This is a genomic window from Thermaerobacter litoralis, assembly GCF_054654595.1.
This window is the reverse complement of record NZ_BAAIES010000011.1, coordinates 331,906-348,383: the sequence shown is the minus strand read 5'-3', so window position 1 is coordinate 348,383 and position 16,478 is coordinate 331,906. Positions and strand designations below refer to the sequence as shown.

The 16,478-nt window shown below is 73.7% G+C and carries 15 protein-coding genes; all 15 read left to right on the top strand.

Translation table 11 applies throughout. The features are described from left to right. Positions 1-12: 12 nt before the first annotated feature. Positions 13-912 (top strand): 16S rRNA (adenine(1518)-N(6)/adenine(1519)-N(6))-dimethyltransferase RsmA, encoded by a 900-nt coding sequence (gene rsmA, locus ACYQ02_RS12190; RefSeq protein ID WP_460040676.1) that lies wholly within the window; start codon positions 13-15, stop codon positions 910-912. A 92-nt stretch (positions 913-1,004) separates the two neighbouring features. Continuing rightward, positions 1,005-1,481, top strand: coding sequence for a ribonuclease H-like YkuK family protein (locus tag ACYQ02_RS12185; RefSeq protein ID WP_460040675.1), 477 nt, complete (start codon positions 1,005-1,007; stop codon positions 1,479-1,481). Between the two features lie 259 nt (positions 1,482-1,740). After that, positions 1,741-2,028, top strand: coding sequence for a Veg family protein (locus ACYQ02_RS12180; RefSeq protein WP_460040674.1), 288 nt, complete (start codon positions 1,741-1,743; stop codon positions 2,026-2,028). Between the two features lie 485 nt (positions 2,029-2,513). Then, positions 2,514-3,512, top strand: coding sequence for a 4-(cytidine 5'-diphospho)-2-C-methyl-D-erythritol kinase (locus ACYQ02_RS12175; RefSeq protein ID WP_460040673.1), 999 nt, complete (start codon positions 2,514-2,516; stop codon positions 3,510-3,512). A 127-nt stretch (positions 3,513-3,639) separates the two neighbouring features. Beyond that, positions 3,640-4,545, top strand: a complete 906-nt coding sequence (locus ACYQ02_RS12170; protein WP_460040672.1) for an NTP transferase domain-containing protein — start codon at positions 3,640-3,642, stop codon at positions 4,543-4,545. Further along, the gene (purR, locus tag ACYQ02_RS12165; RefSeq protein ID WP_460040671.1) at positions 4,538-5,353 is read left to right on the top strand and encodes a pur operon repressor; all 816 of its coding nucleotides are present in this window, start codon (positions 4,538-4,540) and stop codon (positions 5,351-5,353) included. Before ACYQ02_RS12170 ends, purR begins: the two co-directional genes overlap by 8 nt. A 150-nt stretch (positions 5,354-5,503) precedes the next feature. Then, positions 5,504-6,838, top strand: coding sequence for a threonine ammonia-lyase (ilvA, locus tag ACYQ02_RS12160; RefSeq protein WP_460040670.1), 1,335 nt, complete (start codon positions 5,504-5,506; stop codon positions 6,836-6,838). 64 nt (positions 6,839-6,902) lie between these two features. Next, positions 6,903-7,187, top strand: coding sequence for a SpoVG family protein (locus ACYQ02_RS12155; protein ID WP_460040669.1), 285 nt, complete (start codon positions 6,903-6,905; stop codon positions 7,185-7,187). 349 nt (positions 7,188-7,536) lie between these two features. Continuing rightward, a complete protein-coding gene (locus ACYQ02_RS12150; protein ID WP_460040668.1) occupies positions 7,537-8,016 on the top strand; it encodes a peroxiredoxin in 480 nt (159 codons plus the stop codon). Between the two features lie 14 nt (positions 8,017-8,030). After that, the gene (locus ACYQ02_RS12145) at positions 8,031-8,489 is read left to right on the top strand and encodes an RDD family protein (protein WP_460040667.1); all 459 of its coding nucleotides are present in this window, start codon (positions 8,031-8,033) and stop codon (positions 8,487-8,489) included. 145 nt (positions 8,490-8,634) lie between these two features. Continuing rightward, positions 8,635-10,035 (top strand): bifunctional UDP-N-acetylglucosamine diphosphorylase/glucosamine-1-phosphate N-acetyltransferase GlmU, encoded by a 1,401-nt coding sequence (gene glmU / locus ACYQ02_RS12140; RefSeq protein WP_460040666.1) that lies wholly within the window; start codon positions 8,635-8,637, stop codon positions 10,033-10,035. Continuing rightward, positions 10,022-10,969: a ribose-phosphate diphosphokinase gene (locus tag ACYQ02_RS12135; RefSeq protein ID WP_460040665.1), complete on the top strand. Its 948-nt coding sequence runs from the start codon at positions 10,022-10,024 to the stop codon at positions 10,967-10,969. The genes glmU and ACYQ02_RS12135 overlap by 14 nt, the downstream gene beginning before the upstream one ends. A gap of 194 nt (positions 10,970-11,163) precedes the next feature. Next, positions 11,164-11,784, top strand: coding sequence for a 50S ribosomal protein L25 (locus ACYQ02_RS12130; protein ID WP_460040664.1), 621 nt, complete (start codon positions 11,164-11,166; stop codon positions 11,782-11,784). Between the two features lie 129 nt (positions 11,785-11,913). Continuing rightward, positions 11,914-12,609 (top strand): aminoacyl-tRNA hydrolase, encoded by a 696-nt coding sequence (gene pth, locus ACYQ02_RS12125; RefSeq protein ID WP_460040663.1) that lies wholly within the window; start codon positions 11,914-11,916, stop codon positions 12,607-12,609. Beyond that, positions 12,606-16,220: a transcription-repair coupling factor gene (gene mfd, locus ACYQ02_RS12120; RefSeq protein ID WP_460040662.1), complete on the top strand. Its 3,615-nt coding sequence runs from the start codon at positions 12,606-12,608 to the stop codon at positions 16,218-16,220. Before pth ends, mfd begins: the two co-directional genes overlap by 4 nt. Positions 16,221-16,478: the final 258 nt, after the last annotated feature.

Genomic DNA, 16,478 nt, shown 5'->3' with positions numbered 1-16,478 from the left:
AGGCGCGGCGGGGTGGCCGGTTCTTCCGAGGCGCGGGGCCCTGTGACCCACCGGGCGGAGCTGCGCCGTTGGCTGGAGCGGTTCGGGGTGCGGCCCAGCCGCCGGCTGGGCCAGAACTTCCTGGTCGACGACCACTGGGCGGAGCGGATCGTCGCGGCGGTGGACCCTGCTCCGGCGGACGTGGTCATCGAGGTGGGCCCCGGTCTGGGGGCCCTGACGGAGCGGCTGGTGCGGCGGGCGGGCCGGGTGCGGGCGGTGGAGGTGGACCGGCGGCTGGCGGCCGCCCTGCGCGAGCGGCTGGGCGATGTGCCGAACCTGGAGCTGATCGAGGGCGACATCCTCCAGGTGGACCTGGCGGCGCTGGTGCCGGCCGGCCCGCCCGTGAAGCTGGCGAGCAACCTGCCCTACGCCATCACCTCGCCCTTCCTGGTCCGGTGGCTGGGAGCGCCGGTTCGCTGGGAGCGAGCCGTCCTCACCCTCCAGGCCGAGGTGGTCGACCGGCTGGCGGCGGCGCCGGGCACCCCCGCCTACGGCGCCCTGACGGTTTTCGTCGCCTACCACGCCCGGGTGGAGCGGCTGGGGACGGTGCCGGCGGGGGCCTTCTGGCCGCGCCCGGAGGTGGACTCGGCGGTGGTGCGGCTCTGGCCCCACCCGCAGCCGCCGGTGGAGGTGGCGGACCCCGCCGCCCTCTTCCAGCTGGTCCGAGCCGCCTTCGGCCAGCGCCGCAAGCGCCTGGCCAACGCCCTGTCGGCCCACCCGGCGGTGGACCGGCGGCAGGCGGAGGCGGCCTGCCGGGCGGCCGGCCTCGACCCCGACGCCCGGCCGGAAGAGGTGGATCTGGAAGGGTTTGCGCGGTTGACCAATCAGTTGTTCGGCCCGGCGGGGCGGCCGGAGCCCGACGGTGGCGCATAGTTGGATATAATGAATGGCGAAGGTTTCGGCGGGCGTCCTTGCCGGGGTGCGACAAGGGCTGCGCTACGGGCCTCCGGCCGGGGGGAATGGCCGTGCAGACACCCTTCATCAGTCCAACCCGCGGTGCCCTCTCCTTCGACGGCCTCTGCGCCGAGATCCTGGACTACATCCGTGCCGAACCCGAGGCCCAGTACAAGCTGATCGTCGGCACCGATTCGCAGGTCCGGCAGCAGACCCAGTTCGTCACGGCCGTCGTCATCCACCGGCTGGGGAAGGGCGCCCGGTACTTCTACCAGGCGCGCAAGCAGCGGAAGATCACCAGCCTGCGGCAGAAGATCTTCTACGAGGCGAGCCTGAGCCTGTCGCTGGCCACCCGCCTGGCCGAGCGGCTGGCGGCCATGGGCGGCCGGCTGCCGAACGTGGAGATCCACCTGGATGTGGGCGTCCAGGGGGAGACGCGGGACCTGATCCGGGAGATCGTCGGCATGGTCGTCGGCAGCGGCTTCGATGCCAAGATCAAGCCCGAGTCCTACGCCGCCTCCTCCGTGGCCGATCGTTACACCAAGTGACCGCGGATGCCAGGGGTCGTGCCGCGCCGCCGGACGGGCGCGGCACGACCGGTTCATGGCGGGGTGAATGGCGGCCGGGCGCCACGGCCCCGCCGCGGGACGGGGGCGCCACGGTGGGCGCCGGCCGCAGGCCGCGGCATCGCTCCCGACAATTCTCGCTTGACACTCGAAAAAGCCCTCTGGTAGACTACCGCTTTTGACTCGCCGGGAATTCTGGGGTATAATGGCCTTGAGCTTGCGGGGCAAAAGGGGTGTTCCTGTGGGCGAGTCGCGGAACGTCCTGGCCGAGATCCGGCGGGACCTGGAGAACTACGTGGGCAAGCGGGTCCGAATCCGCGCCAACAAGGGTCGCCGCCGCATCGTCGAACGGGAAGGCACCCTGGAGAAGACCTATCCCAACCTGTTCGTCATCAAGCTGGACGAGGAGTACCAGAACCGCAGGCTGTCGTACACCTATGCCGACCTGCTGACCGCCATGGTGGAGGTCAGCGTCTACAACGGCAAGGAGCGGAAGAAGCTGAACTTCTCGGCCTCATCGGCCAGCTGAGGCCGGCGGGCCCGGCCGCCGAGGCGGCGCCCGTCGGGCCGGTGGGACCGGGAAGGCGCAGGGGGTGCGAGCACCGCAGGCGCGGTGCTCTTTTCTTTGGCCCTCCGCCGTCTTTCGCCCGCGGCCGCTCGTTGCCCCACCGCCCTGGCCCAACCCTCTGCCCCGGCTTACCCCCTTCGCCCGGGCCCCTGGCCGGCACCCCGGGGACGCGCCGGACCCCACCGGCCGCCGCGTTGCCACACCGCGTTGCCGCGGCGGCAGACCGCCCCCGGGGCGGCAAGGACAGGGGGCGGGCCGGGTGGGGGCCGGCTCCAGCCACGGCCGGAAAGGAGCCGCGGGCTCGAAGACGAAGTGCTCAAGGGTTTGCCATCCCGCCGCAGCGGACCGGTGCGGCCCGGCCGGGCCGCCGGTCCCGGCAAGACCCCCTTGCCCGGCCGGCGCCCGCCCGGCCGGGACGGCGCAGCAAGCGGGGAGGGAGCCGCGGATTGCAGCAGGGGTCATCCCGGCCGGAAGGGCCCGTGGTGCGGGTGCGCGCCTACGCCAAGGTCAACCTGCACCTGCGCATCGGCCACCGCCGCCCCGACGGCTATCATGAGATCGACTCCATCATGCACCGCATCAGCTGGGGGGACGATTTGGAGCTGCGCTGGCGGCCCGACGGGGCGATCCACCTGGAGGTGGAGGTGGAAGGGGTCGGCCCTCCCGGTGCGGGCGGCGGGTTTCCCGGCCTGCCGGGCTCCGTCCCGTCCGGTCCCGACAACCTGGCCTGGCAGGCGGCCCGGCTCCTGCAGGAAGCCTTTGCGGTGCGGGCCGGCGTGGCCATCCGCTTGACGAAGCGGGTGGCGGCCGGCGCCGGTCTGGGCGGCGGCAGTGCCGACGCCGCCGCCGTCCTCCGCGGCCTGCGCCGCCTCTGGCGGGTCGACGTGGACGGCGCGACCCTGCGCCGGCTGGCGCAGGACCTGGGCGCCGACATCCCCTTCCTGCTGGGCGGCCGGGCCGCCCGGGTGCGGGGCAAGGGGGAGCGGATCGAACCCTTGCCGCCATGGCCCGGATTGCCCCTGGTGCTGGTGCCCCTGCCCCAGGCGGTGTCCACGGCCTGGGCGTACGGCGAATGGGACCGGCGCCGGGCCGCCGGCGGGATCGCCGGTGGGGGTGGCGGCCGGGGGGTGCCCGAACCGGAGGCCGACGGCGCCGGCGGCGAGGAGGCGGGCAGCGGCCAGGCCGTGGCCCGGGCGGTGGCCCAGCGGGACCTGGCGGCCCTGGCCCGCCTGGCCTGGAACGATTTCGAGCCCGTGGTGGCGACGGCGGTCCCCCAGGTGACGGCGGCCCTGGCGGCGTTGCGGCGGGAGGGCGCCGTGGTGGCCCGGATGAGCGGGAGCGGGCCCGTGGTTTGGGGGATCTTCCCCGATGAGGAGGCGGCCCGGCGGGCATGGGGGCGGTTGCGCGCCGCCTACCCCGCCGCCCGCATGGTGCGGACCTTGTAGCCGGACCGGGCCACGGATGGCTTCGGGTAGGGGCTGGACGGGGCCGGTTCATGGCACGGCCCGGAGGATGGCGCGGCACCGGCCGGCAGGGCAAGCCGGTGACGGCAGCGGGTGAGGTGGAAGCTGCGTGGACGGTGAGTTGGGGGCGGTGATCCTGGCAGGGCGTCGCAACACCGGGGCCTTGCAGGAGGTGCACGGGGCCGCGTGGGAGGCGCTGATCCCCCTGGCCGGCCGGCCCATGGTGGCCTGGGTGGCCTCGGCCTGCCTGGCCGCGCCATCCCTGGACCATGTGGTGCTGGTTGGCCCCGACCCCTGCGGGGCCGACGCCGAGCTGGCCCAGGCGCGGGCGGCGGGCCGTCTCGGCGTGGTGGAACCCGGCGACGACCTGCTGGGCAGCGTGCGCCAGGGCCTGGCGGGCCTGCAGGCCGCCCTGCCCGGGGCGGGCGGGGTGGTGCTGGTGACGGGCGACGTGCCCCTGATCGACGGTGCCATGCTGGAGCGATTCCTCCAGGCCATCCCCGCCGGGGCCGACGTGGGGTATCCCATCGCCCGGCGGGAGCGGATGGAGGAGCGGTTCCCCGGCGCCGTCCGGACCTACGTGCGGCTGCGGGACGGCGAGTTCACCGGGGGCAACGCCCTCTACCTGCGGCTGGCCGCCGCGCCCAGGGCGCTCCAGTGGGCGGAAGCCCTATACGCCGCCCGCAAACATCCCTGGAAACTGGCGATGATGTTCGGCCCGGTCGTGTTGATGCGGGTCCTGGCGCGGCAGGCCACCGTGGCGGAGCTGGAGCGGCGCCTGGGGCGCCTGGCCGGCCTGCGGGCCCATGCGGTGGAGGTGGCGGACCCCGAGCTGGCCATGGATGTGGACAAGGCGGCCGACTACCGCCAGGCAGAGGCCCGGTTGCGGCAGGGGGCCGGTTCGTCCGCCGGCGGTGGGGGAACCGGTGGAGCGGGCGGAGGCGGGGCGGAAGGGACGGGCGCCGCCGAGTCCCCGCCGGCGGGGCGGCCGGGAGGAGGGCCGGGCCGTGGCTAAGCTCAAGCGCAGCGAGCGGATCGCCGCCCTGGTCAAGCTGCTGGCGGACCGGCCGGGGCATCTGTGGTCCCTCAGCCAGTTCGCGGAGCGGTTCGCCACGGCCAAGTCGACCATCAGCGACGACCTTTCCCTGGTGAAGGCCGTCCTGGATCAGGAAGGCCTGGGCACCATTCGCACCTATCCGGGCGTGGCGGGCGGCGTCACCTACGAACCGCGGGTCACCGAGGCGGCCGCCTGGCAACTGGCGGAGGAACTGGCCGCCCAGCTGCGCGACCCCCAGCGGATCCTGCCGGGCGGGTTCGTCTACATGACGGACCTGCTCTTCTCGCCCGTCTGGGCCGAGCGCCTGGGGGCGCTGTTCGCCACCCGCTTCCGCGGCAACGAGCCGGACCTGGTGGCCACGGTGGAGACCAAGGGCATCCCCCTGGGGCTGATGACCGCCCGGGCCCTGGGACGGCCGCTGGTCCTCCTCCGCCGGGACAGCCGGGTGACGGAGGGGCCGTCGGTCAGCATCACCTACGTGTCCGGGTCGTCCCAGCGCATCGCCACCATGTCTGTGCCGCGGCGGGCGGTGCCCCAGGGGGCCCGGGTCCTTCTCGTCGACGACTTCATGAAAGGCGGCGGGACCGCCCGCGGCATGATGGACTTGATGCGGGAGGTCGGCGCGCGGGTGGTGGGCCTGGGGGTGATGATCGCCACCGCGGAGCCGGCCCGTAAGCTGGTGGAGGATTACTTCGCCGTGGCGGTCCTGGAGGGCGTCGACACGGTGCGGCGCCAGGTGCGGGTGCGGCCGAGCCTGGGCCGTTGAGGGGCCGGGGTGGCCCCGCTTTCCGGCTGGACCCGGTTCAGGGGGCCTGCGGCCGGCCGGGGTGACGCCGCCGCAACCAGGGCCCGGCCGGGGGGATCCACCGGGGCCGGGAACCCCAAAGGCACCATGGGCGACGGGAGGCGTACCGGCATGACGGAACGGGGTCCGGAGGCGACGGAGGAACGCGGCGCGGCACCGGCCGGCGGCACGGCCGTCGACCTGGCCGCCATCCGGGAGGCGGCGGCCACCATCGCCGGGTTCGTCCATCGCACGCCCCTGCTGGGCTCGGCGGCCTTCTCCGAGCTGGCGGGGGCCGACGTGTTCCTCAAGCTGGAGAACCTGCAGAAGACCGGTTCCTTCAAGGTCCGCGGGGCGTTCAACCGGCTGGCGCGGCTGGATGCGGCGGCCCGGCGGCGGGGGGTGATCTGCGCCTCGGCGGGCAACCACGCCCAGGGCGTGGCCCTGGCGGGGGCCCGGCTGGGCATCCCGGTGACCGTCGTCATGCCCGAGACGGCGCCCACGACCAAGGTGGTGGCCACCCGGGGCTACGGCGCCGAGGTGGTCCTCCACGGCGACGGGTACGACGGGGCCTACGACATGGCCTGCCGCCTGGCGGACGAACGCGGCCTGACCTTCATCCACGCCTTCGACGACCCGCTGGTGGTGGCGGGGCAGGGCACCGTGGGCCTGGAGATTCTGGAGGACCTGCCCGACGTGGACACGGTGGTGGTGCCGGTGGGCGGCGGTGGGCTCATCGCCGGCATCGCCATCGCCCTGAAGGCCCTCAAGCCCGGCGTGCGGGTGGTGGGGGTGCAGCCCCAGGAGGCGCCGGCCCTGGCCCGGGCCTTCGTCACGGGGCGCCTGGAACCGGTGGATCGGGCCCGGACCATCGCCGACGGGCTGGCGGTCAAGACGCCGCGGGAGATGACGTTTCACCTGATCCGCCGCTTCGTCGACGCCATGGTCACCGTCAGCGAGGAGGAGATCGCGCGGGCCATCCTGCTCTTGCTGGAGCGGGCCAAGCTGGTGGCCGAGGGCGCGGGGGCGGCGGCCCTGGCCGCCCTGCTGTACGGCAAGGTGCCGGGCGCGGGGCGCGTGGCGGTGGTCATCAGCGGCGGGAACATCGACGTCAACCTGCTGGCGCGGATCATCGAGCGGGGTCTTTTGGAGGACGGCCGCTTGATCCGCCTCCGCACCCTGGTCGCCGATCGCCCCGGGTCGCTGCAGGCCCTGCTCAAGGTGATCGCCGACTGTGGCGGCAACATCCTGGCCGTCTACCACGACCGGCTGCGCCACGAGGTGGCCCTGGGCGAGACCGAGGTGGAGCTGATCATCGAGACCCGGGATGCCGGGCACGTGGACGAGATTCGCCGGGCCCTGGGGCGCCACGGTTATACGGTCCACGGCCTGGACGCCGAGCCGGGCAGGGCCGGGGAGCCGGCCGGGCCGGCCACCCCGCGAGCAGGCGGGCTGTTCCAGAAATAGGTTTGTGATGGAAGGATTTGTCTACGCAGCGGCGAATCCCCCTTCCCAGAAGGGGGGTGACGCCGTGGAGATCTCCGAGGTGCGCATCCGGCCGGTCAAGGGCGCGGGCCGCATGCGGGCCTTCGCCTCGGTGGTGTTCGGGGGGCAGTTCGTCGTCCACGAGCTCAAGGTCGTCGAGGGGGCGGAGGGGCGCATGTTCGTGGCCTTCCCGTCCAAGCGGGCGGCCAGCGGCGAGTACTTCGACATCGCCCACCCCATCACCGCCGACGCCCGGGACCGGATCCAGGAGGCGGTCCTGGCCGCCTACCGGCAGCAGGTGGGCGGTGTGGCGGCGGGGCAGGCGGGCTAGGCGGCGGGATCCGGTGGCCCTGGCATCCCGGCGCCGGCTCGCCCGCCGGAGGGGGGAGCCGGTGGAGGCGCGGGGGCCGGCGGGACCCGAAGGTCCCGGGCCGGCCCCCGCGCCGTGCTGGAGACCCAGGGGTTCAGGGCCCGTCCCCGTCGCCCCGGGCCGGCGGAAGGCGGCTCATCCAGGCCCCCGTCCCCGGCCGTGCACTGCGTACGGCTTGACCCTTTACCCGGGCATCCTGAATCTGATACACGAGGATTGGGGCGCTGCGGTGCCCGGCGCGCCGGGCCACCCCCGGCGGCGCCGGTAGCGAGGGCGGCAGCGCCCCGCCAGCCCAACAGGAGGGATGACCATGGCGGCACAGGTGGGGGACAAGGCCCCGGATTTCCGGCTGCCGGCGACCGGTCCGGAGGAGACCATCTCCCTGGGGCAGTTCCGCGGCAAGAAGAACGTGGTGTTGTACTTCTTCCCCTTCGCCTTCAGCTCCGTCTGCACCCAGGAGATGTGCGCCCTGCGCGACACCTACAACGAGCAGTTCAGCGGCCTGGACGCCCAGGTGCTGGGGATCAGCGTGGACAGCCCCTTCACCCTGCGGGCTTGGGCCGAGCAGCAGAAGTTCGACTTCCCCCTGCTCTCCGACTTCAACAAGGAAGTATCCCGGGCATACGACGTGTACTACGATGAGCTGATGAACCTGCGCGGGGTGGCCAAGCGGGCGGCCTTCGTCATCGACAAGGATGGGATCATCCGCTACCGCTGGGTGACCGACGATCCCAAGGTGCTGCCCGACCAGGAGGCCATCCGGCGGGTCCTGACCGAGCTTCAGGGCTGAGGGCCTTGCGATCGGTGGAACGGGCTGCGCCGGCGCCCCTGATGCTGCGCTGGGCCGCCGGCTTGATCGACCTGGTCCTGCTGGCGGCCGCGGGCAACCTGGTCGGCCTGACGGTCCTGGAGGTGGCCGAACCCTGGGCCGGCGGGCCCGCCGCCCTGGCCCTGGCCGCAGCGGCCGTCGTGGCCACCGCCGCGGCCTACTTCGCCGTGGGCGAGGGGCGCTGGGGAACGACCCTGGGCAAGCTGGCCCTGGGGTTGCGCGTGGTCGGGGAGGACGGGCGGCCGCTGGGATGGCGGCGGGCGCTGGGCCGGTTCCTCATCCGCGTGGTGGGGACCGGCCTGGCCGGGGCCGGCTGGTGGCTGCGTCCGGGCCGGGGCCACGGGAGGGGCGCCTTGCCGTGGCATGACGCCCTCACCGGCACCCGGGTGGTCCGGTGGCAGCCGTGGCGGCCGGCCCCGGAGCCGGGACGGTGACCGCATCGTCGCGTCCGGCGCGGCGGTGCGGGAAGCTCGGGGCGATGCCAGGGGAATCCAGGGAAGGCGACGGGCGCTGCGGCACCCCGGGCGGCCAGTCAGGCCGGCCGGGGTGCCGGCGTGTGCCCCAGGGGAGGTCACCGAGTTGGATCAGCCGCTCCACGCCGTGATCCTGGCTGCGGGGCTGGGCAAGCGCATGCGGTCGAACCGGGCCAAGGTCCTCCACCCGGTGGCCGGCCGGCCCATGGTGGAGCACGTGGTCCGGGCCGCCGAGGCGGCGGGGGTCGACCGGGTGGTGGTCGTCGTCGGCCACCAGGGCGAGCAGGTGCAGGCCTTGCTGGGCGAGCGGGTGGTCTACGCCCGGCAGGAGGAGCCGCTGGGCACCGGCCACGCCGTGCTGCAGGCCGAGGCCGCCGTGACCGGCGCCCAGGACGTCCTGGTGCTTTACGGCGACACGCCCCTGCTGGAGGGCGCGCTGCTGCGCCAGCTGGTGGAGGCCCACCGGCAATCGGGCGCGGCCGCCACCCTGCTCACCGTCGAGCTGGACGACCCCACCGGCTACGGCCGGATCGTCCGGGATGCCGGCGGCCGGGTGGTGCGCATCGTCGAGGAGGCCGACGCCACCGCGGCCGAGCGGGCCATCCGGGAGGTCAACACCGGCATCGCCTGTTACCGGCGCGAGCCCCTGTTCGCCGCCTTGCGGCGGCTGACGCCGGCCAACGCCCAGGGCGAGTACTATCTGGTCGACGTGGTGGAACATTTGGGCCGGGAGGGGTACCCGGTCGCCACCGTCACCGCGCCCGACCCCCAGCAGGTGGAGGGGGTCAACGACCGGGAAGCCCTGGCCCGGGCGGAGGCCATCCTGCGCCAGCGCATCCGCCGCCGCTGGATGGCGGCGGGGGTCACCTTCATCGATCCGGCCAGCGCCTGGGTCGACGACGACGTGGAGATCGGGCGGGACACGGTGATCTATCCCCAGACCGTGATCGCGGCCGGCTCCCGCATCGGCGAGGGATGCCGCATCGGTCCCGGCGCCCACATCACCGGCAGCGTGCTGGGCAACGGGGTGCAGGTCTGGTACTCGGTGGTGGAGGACAGCCAGCTGGGCGACGGCTGCCGCGTCGGGCCCTTCAGCCACCTGCGCCCGGGCTGCCGGATCGCCCCCGGCGTCCACATCGGCAACTTCGCCGAGTTGAAGAACGCGGAGGTCGGCGAAGGGACCAAGGTCAACCACCACTCCTACCTGGGCGACGCCCGGGTCGGCGCGGGGGTCAACATCGGCGCGGGCACGGTCACGGTGAACTACGACGGCGCCCGCAAGCACCCGACCGTCATCGAGGACGGGGCCTTCATCGGCTGCAACGCGAACCTGGTGGCTCCGGTGCGGGTGGGGCGCGGGGCCTACGTCGCCGCCGGTTCGACCATCAATCAGGACGTGCCGGCCGACGCCCTGGCCATCGCCCGGGAACGCCAGGTCAACAAAGAAGGATGGGCGGCCCGCTGGCGCCAGCGGGTCCGAGGGAGGAACGGCGATGGCGTACGATAGCGGGCGGCTGAAACTCTTCTCCGGCAGCGCCAATCCGGCGCTGGCCCGGGCCATCGCCCAGCACATCGGCGTTCCCCTGGGGGATCTGGAGCTGGGCCGGTTCGCCAACGGCGAGGTGCGGGTGTCGGTCAACGAGAGCGTGCGCGGGGCCGACGTGTTCGTCATCCAGCCCACCTGCCACCCGCCCAACGACACCCTGATGGAGCTCCTGGTGCTGCTCGATGCGCTGAAGCGGGCGTCGGCCTGGCGGGTCAACGCCGTCGTGCCCTTTTACGGCTATGCCCGCCAGGATCGCAAGACCCGGCCCCGCGAGCCCATCACGGCGAAGCTGGTCGCCAACCTGCTGACGGTGGCGGGGGCCGACCGGGTCGTCACCATGGACCTGCACGCCGGTCAGATCCAGGGGTTCTTCGACGTCCCCGTGGACCACCTGACGGCCGTGCCGCTGCTGGCCGACTACTTCGCCCGCAAGCGCCTGGACAAGCCGGTGGTCGTCTCCCCCGATCACGGCGGCGTCAGCCGCGCCCGGGAACTGGCCGACCGGCTGGGGGTGCCCATCGCCATCATCGACAAGCGCCGCCCGGAACCCGGGGTGGCCGAGGTGATGTCGGTGGTGGGCGAGGTGGAAGGGCGCACCGCCATCATGATCGACGACATCATCGACTCCGGGGGGACCATCCGCCACGGCGCCGAGGCCCTGATCGCCCTGGGCGCCCGGGCCGTCTACGCCTGTTGCACCCACGCCGTATTTTCCGGCAACGCCTTGCAAAAGCTGGCGGAGGCGCCCATCGAAGAGATCGTGGTGACGGACACGATCCCCCTGCCGCCCGGGGCGGAGAAGGCCCGGGTCAAGGTGCTGTCGGTGGCCCCCATCCTGGGCGAGGCCATCGTCCGCATCCACGAGGACCTGTCCGTCAGCCGGCTCTTCACGTGAACCCTTGTCTCCCTCGGGACCGCCGGATCCGGTTCGTCCGGCGGCCTGCAGCGGCCCGTGGATCCCGCCGCGGGCCGGGGGTCTCCCCGGCCGCGGGGCGGGCGGGCGCCCTTTGACACCGCCGGCGCCGGAGGGCTAAACTAGCGCCGGCTTGTGGCCGCTCGCCAATCGCAAGGGTCGGGAGGGATGTCCTGGTGCAAGCCGTGTTGCGTGCGGTTCCCCGGGAGCCCGGCCACCCGCGGCGGGTGCGCCGCGAGGGCGGCATCCCGGCGGTCCTGTACGGACCCAGCGGCAACTTTCCCATCCGGCTGGATGCCCGGGAGTTCCACCGGCTGCTGGCGTCGGGCCGGGCCCGGGGCGTGTTGACGGTGGAACTGGCGACGGACGGCCAGTCCCGCTCCGTCAGCGCCATGGTCAAGGAGCTCCAGTGGCACCCCGCCCGGGGCGACCTGCTCCACGTGGACCTGCTGGAGGTGCGGGAGGACGAGCCGGTGCGGGCGACCACGCCCATCGTCCTCCGGGGGACGGAGGAGGCCGAGAAGCGGGGCATCGTCCAGCACCAGCTGGCCGAGCTGGAGATCGAATGCCTGCCGCGCCACATCCCGCCGGCGGTGGAGGCCGACATCAGCCAGCTGCCGGTGGGCGAGGAGCTGCGGGTGCGGGACCTGGTGGTGCCGCCCCAGGTCCAGGTGCTGAACGACCCCGAGGAGATCGTGGCGGTCCTGCTGCCGCCCAAGGAGCTGGGCGCCGAGGAGGAGACCCCGGCCGAAGAGGCCGAGGCGGCCGCCGCGACCGAGGCGAAGGACGAGGCTTGATGCCCGGACCTGGCCGGGCCGGTGGAGGGACGGGGCCGGGGGCGGGCCGGCACCCCTGGTCGCGACCCGTGCCCGGGCCGCGGCGGCCCGGCGGGAACCGGGGCGACGGCGAGGACGGAGGCGGGGCCTGTGCCCCGGATCATCGTCGGGCTTGGCAACCCGGGGCCCGAGTATGAGGGCACCCGGCACAACGTGGGCTTTGCCGTGGTCGATGCCCTGGCCCGGCGGCTGCGGACGGCCGGCTGGCGCCGGGGCTTCCGCTCCCTCTGGACCGAGGGGGCCTGGCGCGGCCAGCCCGTCCTGCTGCTCAAGCCCCAGACCTACATGAACCTGAGCGGCGAGGCCGTGGAACAGGCCTGCCGCGCCCTGCGAGCCGAGCCGGCGGAGGTCCTGGTCGTCTATGATGACCTGGACCTCCCGCCCGGCCATTTGCGCTTGCGGCCGGGGGGCCGGGCCGGAGGCCACCGCGGGGTGGCATCGATCATCGAGGCCCTGGGGCGCGACGACTTCCCGCGGCTCCGGGTGGGCATCGGGCGGCCGCCGGCGGGCGTCGACGCCGCCGAATACGTGCTGGCCCCCTTCACCGCGGAGGAACAGGCCTTGATGGCGGCCGCCGTGCAGCGGGCGGCGGAGGCGGTCCTGGCGGTGCTGTCCACCGGGCTGGACCGGGCCATGTCCCGCTACAACGGGCCGACCCCCTGGCCGCCGGCAACCCCGGGGGACGGCGCCGAAAGCGCAGGGCGCCGCGGGAGCGATGCCCACCGCGGGGACGGCCCTGGCCCCGGTGACCCGGCCGTCGACGGCGGAGGCGGAAGGACGACATGACCACCCTGCCAGCCCAGGACCTCACGGAGGATCTCTTGCGACTGTGGCAGCAGCTGCCGGAGTTCCCCTCCCTGGCGGGAGGGGTGCGGCGGGAACTCCCGGCCCAGGCGGTCTACGGCCTGTCCGGGCCGGCGGCGGCCAGCTTGCTGACGGCCCTGGCGGCCGCCACGGGGCGCACCCTGTTCGTCCTCACCGCCGACCAGGGGGCCGCCGATGCCCTGGCCGCCGACCTGCGGGCCTGGGTGCCGGCCGACCGGGTGGCCGTGTTCCCGGCCGTCGAGGTCCTTCCCTTCGAGGTCCTGGCCGCCAGCCCCGAGTTGCTGGCCCTCCGGGTGCAGGCCCTGGCCCGCCTCCGCCGTGGCCCGTGCCTGGTGGTGGCGCCCGTCGCCGCGGTGGCCCGTCGCCTTCCCCATCCCGAGCGGTGGGCCCGGGGCCTCTGCGAGCTGGAGCCGGGCCAGGTCATGGATCGGGATGCGCTCCTGGCCCGGCTGGTGGCGGCCGGCTATCGCCGGGCGGAGCAGGTGGACCGCCCCGGCGAGATGGCCGTCCGCGGCGGCATCGTCGACGTCTACCCACCTGCCGGCGATCCCGTGCGGATCGAGTTCTTCGGCGACGAGATCGACTCCCTGCGCCGGTTCGACCCGGGGACCCAGCGCTCCACCGAAGCCTTGCGCCACGTGGAGCTGGTGCCCGCCCGGGAACTGGTGCTGGACGACGCCGACTGGCAGCGGGGCCTGGCCGCCCTGGCGGAGGAGCTGGAGACCCTGCGGGAGCAGACCCGGCACCGGCGGGGTGGCACCGCCCGGCAGCTGCTGGAGCGGCTGGAGCAGGACCTGGCCCGGCTGGAGGCGGAGCGCCCCATCGACCTGGCGGAGCACTACCTGCCCTTCTTCGAACCCGAGATGGCCACCCTGCTGGACTACGCGCCGGGTCCCGCCCTGGCCGTCTGGGTCGAGCCCCGCTCCCTGGAAGAGGCCGTCGCCGACCGGGAACGCCAGTGGCAGGAGCGCCAGGCCGACCTGCTGGCCCGGGGGGAGATCCTGCCGGCCCAGGCCGCCCTGTACCTGGACGAACCGGCCCTCTGGCGGGCCCTGGCCACCCGGCCCGTCCTCTACCTGTCGCTGCTGGCCCGCACGCCGGGGCAAGGGCCCGAGCCGCGCCAGGTCTACGGCGTGACGGCCCGGCCGGCCCCCATGTTCCACGGCCAGTGGGACCTGTTCGAGGAGGAGGTCCGGACCTGGCAACGCCAGCAGTACCGGGTCCTCCTGGTGGCGGGGGACGGCGACCGGGCCAGCCGGCTGCACGGGGCGTTGCGGGAGGGGGAGGTCGCCGCTCGCCAGGTGGACGGGCTCACCTTGCCCGGCGCCGGCGAGGTGCTGGTGGCTCCGGCCAGCCTGAGCGAGGGTTTCGAGGTCCCCGCCCTGCGCTGGGTCGTCCTGACGGAGCGGGAGGTGCTGGGGCGCCGGGTCGCGCGGCGGCGCAGCCCCACCACCGGCGCCGACCGGGCCGAGACCCAGGCGCTGGAGCGGCTGGTCGACCTCAAGCCGGGCGATTACGTGGTCCACGTCCACCATGGCATCGGCCGCTTCCTCGGTCTCCGCACCATGGAGATCCAGGGAGTCCACCGGGACTACCTGACCCTGCAGTACGCCGGCGGTGACCGGCTGTACGTGCCGACGGACCAGATCGAGCTGGTTCAGAAGTACGTCGGCGCCGAGGGCCACCAGCCCCGCCTGGCCAAGCTCGGTTCCGGCGAGTGGAACAAGGTCAAGCAGCGGGTGAAGGAGTCGGTCCGTGAGATGGCCGGCGAGTTGCTGGCCCTCTACGCGGCGCGCCAGTCGGTCCGCGGCCACGCCTTCAGCCCCGATACGCCCTGGCAGCGCCAGTTCGAAGACGCCTTCCCCTACCAGGAGACGCCGGACCAGCTGGAGGCCATCGCCGCCATCAAGGCCGACATGGAGCGCCCCGTGCCCATGGACCGGTTGCTGGTGGGCGACGTGGGCTTCGGCAAGACGGAGGTGGCCATGCGGGCCGCCTTCAAGGCCGTTCAGGACGGCAAGCAGGTGGCGGTGCTGGTGCCCACCACCGTGCTGGCCTACCAGCACGAGCGCACCTTCAAGGAGCGGTTCGCGCCTTTCCCCGTCACCATCCGGACCTTGAGCCGTTTCGCCTCCCCGGCGGAGCAGGCCGAGATCCTGACGGGCCTGGCGCAGGGCACGGTGGACATCGTCATCGGCACCCACCGCCTGGTCCAGCCCGACGTGCGGTTCAAGGACCTGGGGCTGCTGATCATCGACGAGGAGCACCGCTTCGGCGTCGCCCACAAGGAGCGCCTCAAGCAGCTGAAGCAAAACGTGGACGTGCTGACCCTCTCGGCCACGCCGATCCCCCGCACCCTGCACATGGCCCTGGCGGGGATCCGCGATCTCAGCCGCATCGACACGCCGCCCGAGAACCGGTTCCCGGTCCAGACCTTCGTGGTGGAGTGGCATGAGTCCCTGGTGCGGGACGCCATCCAGCGGGAGCTGCGGCGGGGCGGCCAGGTCTTCTATGTGCACAACCGGGTCCAGAGCATCCACGCCGTCCGGCGGCGGCTGGAGCGGCTCTTGCCCGAGGCCCGCTTTGCGGTGGCCCACGGCCAGATGGCCGAAGGGGAGCTGGAGCGGGTGATGGTCGACTTCGTGGAGGGCAAGGCCGACGTGCTGGTGTGCACCACCATCATCGAATCGGGCCTGGACATCCCCAACGTCAACACCCTGATCGTGGAGGACGCCGACCGCATGGGCCTGGCCCAGCTCTACCAGCTGCGCGGCCGGGTCGGCCGCTCCGACCGGGTGGCTTACGCCTACTTCACCTACCGCCGCGACAAGGTGTTGACGGAGGACGCCCAGAAGCGCCTGCAGGCCATCAAGGACTTCACCGAGCTGGGGGCGGGGTTCAAGCTGGCCTTGCGGGACCTGGAGATCCGCGGCGCCGGCAACCTGCTGGGGGCCGAGCAGCACGGCTTCATGCTGTCGGTGGGCTTCGACCTGTACACCCAGCTGCTGGAGGAGGCGGTGGCCGAGCTGCGGGGCCGGCGGCGGCCCGCCCGCTTGAAGCCCGTCATCGACCTGGTGGTCGACGCCCACATCCCCGATGCCTACATCCGGGACGCCCGCCAGAAGATCGAGTTCTACAAGAAGGTCAACCTGGCCGAAACGCCCGCCGAGCTGGCCGAGGTGCGGGAGGCCTTGCAGGACCGCTACGGCCCGCCGCCGGAGCCGGTGCGCAACCTGCTGGCCCTGGCGGAGGTGCGCCAGCTGGCCGCCCGCAGCGGCGTCTTCCGCATCGAGCAACAGGGGACCCGCATCGACCTGGAGGCGGTCGCGCCCCAGGCGGAGGCCCTGGCCCGCGCCTGCGAGAACCTGCGCCCCCAACTGGGCCGGCGGCTACAGCCGGTGCGGGGGCGGGCGGCGGCCTTCTTCCGCACCGACGGGCTGGGCGAGCGGGAGGTGCTCACCGCCCTGCGCCGGTTCCTCCGGGAACTGGTGCGCCTCACCCCGGCCGAAGCCGATGACCACGCCGGCGCCGGGGACGCCGTGGAGACGGCGGTCCAGCGGGATGCGGAATAGCGGAAAATTTTTGGCGGCACACTGTCTTCGCGGTGGCCGTCCCTCTGAGAAGGGACCCCTGCGTGCGAAAAGCTATTCCGGAAGCATCTCCCGTCCGGCGGGATGGTGGCGTCCGGCCGAACCGGTGACGGACGCGGCGACGGTCCGGGCCCCCGCGCCTGCGAGCGGGACGACCCGGCCGGGCTCCGCCGGCCCCGGCCGGGCCCCCAGCCGGCGCCCGGCCACCGACCACGGACCACGTGCGAGGAACCCAGGCGA

Bases quoted from the DNA above. Each gene is read 5' to 3' on its own strand.
- ACYQ02_RS12135 (WP_460040665.1), top strand. From the start codon at position 10,022: ATGGCGTACGATAGCGGGCGGCTGAAACTCTTCTCCGGCAGCGCCAAT.
- ACYQ02_RS12150 (WP_460040668.1), top strand. From the start codon at position 7,537: ATGGCGGCACAGGTGGGGGACAAGGCCCCGGATTTCCGGCTGCCGGCG.
- ilvA (WP_460040670.1), top strand. From the start codon at position 5,504: ATGACGGAACGGGGTCCGGAGGCGACGGAGGAACGCGGCGCGGCACCG.
- mfd (WP_460040662.1), top strand. From the start codon at position 12,606: ATGACCACCCTGCCAGCCCAGGACCTCACGGAGGATCTCTTGCGACTG.